The organism is Streptomyces viridochromogenes (assembly GCF_001270495.1).
GTDB classification, from domain to species: domain Bacteria; phylum Actinomycetota; class Actinomycetes; order Streptomycetales; family Streptomycetaceae; genus Streptomyces; species Streptomyces viridochromogenes_A.
Genome location: NZ_LGUR01000034.1, coordinates 1 through 7537 on the forward strand (window position 1 = coordinate 1; position 7537 = coordinate 7537).

7 protein-coding genes are annotated in these 7537 nt (G+C 71.9%); 4 read left to right on the forward strand and 3 right to left on the reverse strand.

Annotation, left to right across the window (positions count from 1 at the left end; genetic code table 11):
• The 3 genes from ADK36_RS05940 to ADK36_RS05950 all read left to right on the forward strand — a co-directional run.
• Positions 1–749: peptidase inhibitor family I36 protein (locus ADK36_RS05940; protein WP_199830118.1), on the forward strand; the 749-nt coding region annotated here is incomplete at its 5' end.
• Positions 750–947: 198 nt separating this feature from the next.
• Positions 948–1283 (forward strand): peptidase inhibitor family I36 protein, encoded by a 336-nt coding sequence (locus ADK36_RS05945; RefSeq protein WP_053196609.1) that lies wholly within the window; start codon positions 948–950, stop codon positions 1281–1283.
• A gap of 135 nt (positions 1284–1418) precedes the next feature.
• A complete protein-coding gene (locus ADK36_RS05950; protein WP_053196611.1) occupies positions 1419–3254 on the forward strand; it encodes a serine/threonine-protein kinase in 1836 nt (611 codons plus the stop codon).
• 50 nt (positions 3255–3304) lie between these two features.
• Here the strand turns inward: ADK36_RS05950 and purH are convergent, their stop codons facing one another.
• Positions 3305–4882, reverse strand: coding sequence for a bifunctional phosphoribosylaminoimidazolecarboxamide formyltransferase/IMP cyclohydrolase (gene purH, locus ADK36_RS05955; RefSeq protein ID WP_048587478.1), 1578 nt, complete (start codon positions 4880–4882; stop codon positions 3305–3307).
• Complete coding sequence (purN, locus tag ADK36_RS05960) at positions 4879–5517, reverse strand: phosphoribosylglycinamide formyltransferase (RefSeq protein ID WP_048587479.1); 639 nt, start codon at positions 5515–5517, stop codon at positions 4879–4881. The genes purH and purN overlap by 4 nt, the downstream gene beginning before the upstream one ends.
• A gap of 309 nt (positions 5518–5826) precedes the next feature.
• On the opposite strand from purN, the gene ADK36_RS05965 reads away from it, so the two are divergent.
• Positions 5827–6612: a hypothetical protein gene (locus ADK36_RS05965; protein WP_053196613.1), complete on the forward strand. Its 786-nt coding sequence runs from the start codon at positions 5827–5829 to the stop codon at positions 6610–6612.
• 31 nt (positions 6613–6643) lie between these two features.
• Here ADK36_RS05965 and ADK36_RS05970 read toward each other — a convergent pair.
• Positions 6644–7537 (reverse strand): DUF6350 family protein (locus ADK36_RS05970; protein WP_234329688.1); only part of this gene is annotated, 894 nt, incomplete at its 5' end.

The window sequence follows — 7537 nt, forward strand, 5'->3', positions numbered from 1 at the left end:
CAGACGCAGCCACGCGCTACGCCCGCGGCACCGAGGAACTACGCCTCTCCCCCGAACTCCCCGAAAACTGGCGGGAGATCATCACCGACTGCCTCGCCCGTACGCACGCGGAACGCGTCGCCGCGGCGGCGCTGCTGCCGCGCGTGACGAAGGCCGCGGACGTCGCCACGCCGGCCCGTCTGCCCCGTCTGCGCCCCCGCTTCTGGCAGCGGCGCCCCGTACTGGCGACGGTGCTCGCGTTGGTCCTGCTCACCACGACGACGTCGACGGTCTCGGCCTACCGGCATGTGACCGCGGACGACGGAACACCGGTGTACGCGGCCCTGCCCAGAGAGCTGGCGTTCCCCACCAACTCCCGCGGCGAGGTGGTCTACGGCTATGACCGCTGCCCGGAGGACAGCGTCTGCTTCTTCAGTGAGCACAACGGCAACGGCGACCTGTGCTTCTGGCAGGGCGACGACCCGGACTGGCAGTCGGGCGAGGACACCTGTGACTGGGCCGCCGACGCCCCGGTGCGCTCGATCTTCAACAACATCGACGACACCCATGAGGAGAGTGCCGTCGCGTACTTCCGGGGAACCGACTTCTCCCCCGCGGACGCGGACCGCCGCCGCTTGGCACAACGCACCGGGTGCAGTGCGGTGAACAGCATGGGCAACCTGGCGGGGACGTACGCACCACGCTCCCACGAGCTGATCGACAGCTGCTCGTCGTTCACGGCGGTGATGGATGTCCTGACGCCGTGGTGAGCGGGCCGAGGGACGTGAGAAGAGCGTGACGAGGCGTACCTGAAATGTTCCAGGTTCCCCCCGTCCTGCGTGGCTCCCAGACTGCGGCAGGCGAACACGATCGTCACCGTCTGATCAACCCTCCGAAGGGGAACCCATGCGCATGGCACGCTCAACTCTCGCTGCCCTGCCGGTGCGGCGGTCGCCGCCACTCTCGCTCTGGCCGGTACCGCCAGCGCGGCGGCGCCCTCAGGCTGTTCGGAGAAGCACGTCTGCTTCTGCACGGGCAAGGACTACAGCGGGAAGGTGTGCATGTGGAGCGCAGCCGACCCGGACTGGCAAGGGGGCGCGATCAAGTGCTCCTGGTCCAAGGACACCGTCGTGAAGTCGATCTTCAACAACGGTACGAGCAGCAACTGGTCCGGTGTCGCCTACTACCTCGAGAAGGACTACGAGGACCGCGTCGGCTGCACCAAGCAGGGCAATGGCGGCAACCTCGCCGGCACGTACAAGGTGCGCTCCCACCAGTGGATCAAGGGATCGTGCGGCAGCTGAGGTAGGCCCCCACCGTGGCCAAGGGCGCGGCCACGGTGGGCGTCCCGTCCCACGCGCCCGCCCCGACCGCGATAGCCTCGCACCAACTCACGTGACGTGAGAGCGCGTTGAGGAAGGAAACCAGTCGGGGGATCCATGACAGACCATCGACAGCCCGGGCCGTCCGACGCTCCGGCGTTCGACCACGCCACCCTGAAGCAGGCGGGCACCACCCCGCTTCAGCCCGCCGATCCCGGGCGTATCGGCCCCTATGTCCCCCTCGGGCGTCTCGGCAGCGGCGGCATGGGCCGGGTGTATCTGGCCCGCCCCGCCGACGCCGCCCCCGGCCTCGCCGCCGTCAAGGTGATCCGTCCCGAGTACGCCGAGGACCCCCGCTTCCGGCGGCGCTTCGAGCGGGAGGCCGCCCTGCACTCCCGGGTCCACAGCCCGCGAGCGCCACAGCTGCTCGGCACCGGGTTCGACGACACGCTGCTGTGGATGGCCACGCAGTACGTGCCCGGCCTCAACCTCGCCGACGCCGTCCGTGACTGCGGCACGCTGGCACCGGCCGGCGTGTGGCGGCTGGTGGCAGACCTCGGGCAGGCACTGTCGGCGATGGCCGCCGCCGATGTCGTACACCGGGATCTCAAGCCGTCCAACGTGATCCTGTCCCCGCAGGGCGCGCACGTCATCGACTTCGGCATCGCCCAGGCCGCCGACAGCAGCGCGATCACCTCGACCGGGAGCAGGGTCGGCACGCCCGCCTTCATGGCGCCCGAGTATCTGCGCGAGGGCCGCTGCGACACCGCCTCCGACGTCTTCTCGCTGGCCGGGAGCCTGATCTACGCCGCCACCGGGCACGCCCCGTTCGGGGACGGGACGGGCGTCGACGTGATGCACCGGGTCGCGTTCGAGGAGCCCAAGTCGGAGATCATGGCCGAACTCGCCGCCGTGGACCCGGCGTTGGCCGCCCTGCTGGCCGCCTGCCTCGCCAAGGACCCCGCCGGGCGCCCCACCCCGCGGCAGTTCATCGACGCCGCCACGGCCGCCGGTCACGGTCACGACCGTGCCGCCTCCTGGCACGAGCCGTTGCACGGCCGGTTGCTGGCCCGAGGGCATGCCTGCGAAGTGCTGGAACGTGTCGCCGTCCAGGAAGCCGGCCGGCAGGCCGGGCACGAGACCGTCCAGTTGCGTACGCCGTCGGAGGGCACGGCCTTCCCTGCCCGTGGCCCCGTGGTCGGAACACCCACACCACCCGAGCCGTACGCCACCGCGCCCACCACCTCCGCGCAGGCCCCGGCCCCCGAGGGCGGCGGGCGCGGGAAGCGGAAGGCATACCTCGGCGTCGTCGCCGGTCTCGCGGTGTGCGCCGTCGCCGTGGGCGCCTTCTTCCTCACCCGCCCGTCTGTCGACGAAACGGCCTCGGCCGCGGCGACGGCCACCGAAAGCACCGCCCCCGACGACGCACCGGCCTCCCCTCTCCCCACGTCCTCCGCCTCGCCCTCCGACGACAAGGAGAAGGCGGAGGGGGAGGAGAAGGGCACCGACTCCAAGGGCACGGAGGACGAGGAGTCCGCGGACCCGGACGCATCCGCCGGCGGGACGGGCGGCGGGGCAGTGGCCACTCCCGCCGACGACAAGACCTCCGCCCCGCCCGGCGGCGACGCGAGCGGCGGCAGCGGTAGTGGCGGCACCGCCCCGACCGCCACGCCCACCAAGACCGCCACCACGCCCGCCACCCCGCCCTGGCTCTCCGACTGCACCTCCTACTCCGGCACCGAACTCACCGTCCGGGGCGACAGGGGGCAGCGCGTCGTCCAGGTGCAGTGCATGCTCACCAAGCGCGGCTACAGCGTCGGCGGGTCGGGGGTGGACGGCCAGTTCGGCGCGGACACGGAGTCCGCGGTCCGGCTGTTCCAGAGCGACAAGGGGCTGGCTGTCGACGGCGAGGTCGGGCCCGACACCTGGGGTGCGCTGCGCAGGTCGACATGACGCAGGGCCCGCCGTTCGCTGAACGGCGGGCCCTGCGACTTGTTCGCGGCTCAGTGGAAGAAGTGCCGCGTGCCCGTGAAGTACATCGTGATGCCGGCCTTCCGCGCCGCCTCGACGACCTGCTCGTCGCGGACCGAACCGCCGGGCTGGACCACTGCCTTCACACCGGCCTCGGTCAGGATCTCCAGACCGTCCGGGAAGGGGAAGAAGGCGTCGGACGCAGCGTACGAACCCTGCGCACGCTCGGCGCCGGCCCGCTCGACGGCCAGCTTCGCGGAGTCGACCCGGTTGACCTGGCCCATGCCCACGCCCACCGAGGCGCCGTCCTTGGCGAGCAGGATGGCGTTGGACTTGACGGCCCGGCAGGCCCGCCAGGCGAAGGCCAGCTCGGCGAGTTCGCCGGCGGACAGTGCTTCGCCGGTGGCCAGCGTCCAGTTGGCCGGGTCGTCGCCCTCGGCCTGGAACGCGTCGGTGATCTGGGCGAGCCCGCCGCCGTCGATCGGCTTGAACTCCGCGGACGCCTCGGGTGCCTCGGGGCAGCGCAGAACGCGGATGTTCTTCTTCTTCGCGAGGGCGTCGACCGCGCCCGGCTCGTAGTCCGGGGCGACGATGACCTCGGTGAAGATCTCGGCGACCTGCTCCGCCATCTCCTTGCTGACCGGCCGGTTGACCGCGATCACGCCGCCGAACGCGGACAGCGGGTCACAGGCGTGCGCCTTGCGGTGCGCCTCGGCGACGTCCGCGCCGATCGCGATGCCGCAGGGGTTGGCGTGCTTGATGATCGCGACGCACGGCTCGTCGTGGTCGTACGCGGCACGGCGGGCGGCATCCGTGTCGGTGTAGTTGTTGTACGACATCTCCTTGCCGTGCAGCTGCTCGGCCTGGGCCAGGCCGCCGCAGCCACCGGTGTAGAGGGCGGCGGGCTGGTGCGGGTTCTCGCCGTAGCGCAGGACCTGCTTGCGCTGGTACGTCACGCCGAGGAACTCGGGGAACTCCGCGCCGTCGCCCGCGTAGTCCGCGGCGAACCAGGCGGCGACCGCCACGTCGTACTCGGCGGTGTGCCGGAACGCCTCGGCGGCGAGCTTCTTGCGGGCGCCCAGGTCGAACCCGCCGGAGGCGACCGCGGTGAGGACGTCGGAGTATCGGGCCGGGCTGGTGACGACCGCCACCGAGGGGTGGTTCTTGGCGGCGGCACGGACCATCGACGGACCGCCGATGTCGATCTGCTCGACGCACTCGTCGGGCGAGGCACCGGAGGCGACGGTCGCCTCGAACGGATAGAGGTTGACCACGACCAGGTCGAACGGCTCGACACCCAGCTCGGCCAGCTGCCGCTGGTGGTCCTCCAGCCGCAGGTCGGCGAGGATGCCGGCGTGTACGCGCGGGTGCAGCGTCTTGACGCGGCCGTCCAGGCACTCGGGGAAGCCGGTGAGCTCCTCGACCTTGGTGACCGGGACACCGGCGGCGGCGATCTTCGCGGCCGTGGACCCGGTGGAGACGAGTTCGACGCCCGACTCGTGCAGACCGCGCGCGAGGTCTTCGAGGCCCGTCTTGTCGTAGACACTGACGAGCGCGCGACGGATGGCCCGCTGGGTGCTCTCGGCCGTGACAGTGCTGTCGGCGGTCACTGGATAACTACCTTTCGTCCCTCAATGCGATAGCCGTTGCGGGCGAGCCGCCCCACGACCTCGACGAGCAGCCTTCGCTCGACTTCCTTGATGCGCTCGTGCAGAGCGCTCTCGTCGTCCTCGTCCCGGATCTCCACCACGCCCTGGGCGATGATCGGTCCGGTGTCGACGCCGTCGTCGACGAAGTGGACGGTGCAGCCGGTGACCCTGGCGCCGTACGCGAGGGCGTCGCGGACGCCGTGGGCGCCGGGAAAACTGGGGAGAAGGGCCGGGTGGGTGTTGACGAACCGGCCGCCGAAGCGCGCGAGGAACTCCTTGCCCACGATCTTCATGAACCCGGCGGAGATCACGAGGTCGGGCTCGTGGGCGGACACCGCGTCGGCGAGCGCGGCGTCCCACTCCTCGCGGCTGCCGTGGTCCTTGACCTTCCGCACGAAGGTGGGCAGACCGGCGCGCTCGGCCCGCGCGAGCCCCTCGATGTTCTCGCGGTCCGCGCCGACGGCCACGACCTCCGCACCGTACGCCTCGGGGCCGACTGCGGCGATCTCGTCGAGCAGCGCCTGAAGGTTGGTGCCGGATCCGGAGACCAGCACGACAAGGCGCTTGACACGCTCGGCCACGGGCTTGGCGGCCACGGTGGGGCCCTTTCTCGGGGGTGCGTTCTTCATGCGGCCGACGCTTTGTATATTCGTACGAATGCATCGCGCCCCGGGATACGGGGAAGTCTACGAAGCAGCCGACCGTCAGCAACGATACCGGCACTCCCGACGGCCCCCACGGGACGGGGGCGTGGCCGGAAGGTAGCGTCTGGGGGAGCTGGACCGGGAACGCGGTGGTGGTGCGGTGCGTTCACGAAGCGACAGCTCATACCGGATCAGTCGTTCACCATGTCGTTCACCACGTCGTTTCATCATGTCGTTCACCAAGGGGAAGACGCTCACTTGATGTCGGACCGCAGCCTGCGACTCCTCACACTCCCTCCGCAGTCCGCGCAGGGAGGGAAGAGTGGCGCCGTCCTGCTGCGAGAGCGGCCCGCCTCGCCTCCCGACGCGCCCTCGGACAAGAAGTCCGGCGACGAACAGAGCGGTGGCGCCCAGGACGACAACCCCTTCGCCCCGCCCCCGGAGGGCACGCCGGACCGCCCCTGGCAGCCGCGGCGCCCGGCGGGCGAGGACGGCTCACAGGGATCCGACCAGGGCGGCGGCCGGTCGCCGTGGGGCAACCAGTGGAGCGACCGCCAGCCGGGCCGCTCCCCCGACGGCTTCGGCGACCACCCCCGAGACGGCCAGGACGGCCCCGGAAACGGCGCCCCCGGTACCGGCATGCGCTGGGACCCCACCGACCCCGCCCAGCGCCGCGCTCGCTACGCCCTGCTCTCCGGCATGTGGGCCTTCTTCTTCGCCCTGTTCAGCTGGCCGTACGTGGCTCTGCTGCTGGGCGCGCTGGCCCTCTACTGGGGCATCAGCAGCCTGCGCACCAAGCCCCGCACCCCCGACCCGGACACCCCGGCCGCCCCCCGGCCCACCGGTCGCCCCCAGACGACAGCGGCGGTGAGCGGCCTGGTCACGGCGTCACTCGCCATCGCGGTGGTCGCCGCCGGGTTCACGGCGCAGGTGGTCTACAGCGACTACTACACGTGCACGAGCGACGCGCTGACGAACGAGGCGAAGCAGTCGTGCAATGAGCTGCTGCCGGAGGAGTTGCGGGGGGTTCTGGGCGCGGAGAGCTGAGGGGTTCCTCAGCACCTCAGCACCCGAGGGTTCACTGTGATGACGGCGGCTGAAGGACGTCAGAGGGCTCAGCGGTCTCAGGGGCCGCCAGCGACTCCGGCGGTTCCGGTAGGTCCGGCGGTTCCGGTAGGCCCGACGGTTCCGGTGGGTCCGACGCCTCCTTCATCGCCGCCCAGCGCTCGGCACGCGAGTCATCGTCGTACCAGGGCGAGGGCGAGTGCGGGGACGGCGATTGCGGTGACGGCTCGGCGGACTGGGAGTCGTCCGGCTCCCTCGGCCCGGTGGGCGCGAAGTCGTCCGGCTCGAAGGTCGTGTCGTGGTCGTACGCCCCGTACGGAACGTCCTGGTCGCCGGCCTCGTAGGGCCCGTCCTCGTCGTACGCCCCGGGCCCGGCATCCTGGTCCGTTCCCTGCCGCGGAGCGGCCTGGTCCTGCGCCAACGCCGTGAACGGCCCTTCCTCGCCGTAGGCCGAGTGCCGCGTCTTCGAATCCGTCGACGCACCGTCGCTCGCCCCCGACTCCGCCGCCTCGACCCGGGGCTTGCCGATCCGGGCCTCCTGCGTCCCGCCCACCCGAGCGTCCCGCGGCACCCGGCCCGTCCGGCACCGCCACCCCCGCACCACCACCGCCACGGGAACGGCCATCACCACGACCCAGGCCAGCGTCGCCGCCCCCACCTGCCACCACACCGGCCCGAACTCCGCCAGCACCCCACGGCCCAGCGGCCCGCCCGACAGCGCGGCCAGCAAAGCGACCGTGACCGCGCAGAGCAGGGCCGCCAGGGGGGCGCCCCCGGCGGTCCGGCGGGGCCCCCAGACCCCCGCGGACCCCTGCCCCGCCGGTGACCGCTCCGTCGCGGCGCCCGCGGATGTCCGCCCGCTCCGGAATCCGCCGCCCTCGGTTGCCCGTCCACCCGGACCCCATCC

What these genes read in the sequence shown, in the direction of transcription:
- ADK36_RS05950 (WP_053196611.1), top strand. Translation starts at nt 1,419, where the DNA reads ATGACAGACCATCGACAGCCCGGGCCGTCCGACGCTCCGGCGTTCGAC.
- ADK36_RS05965 (WP_053196613.1), top strand. Translation starts at nt 5,827, where the DNA reads ATGTCGGACCGCAGCCTGCGACTCCTCACACTCCCTCCGCAGTCCGCG.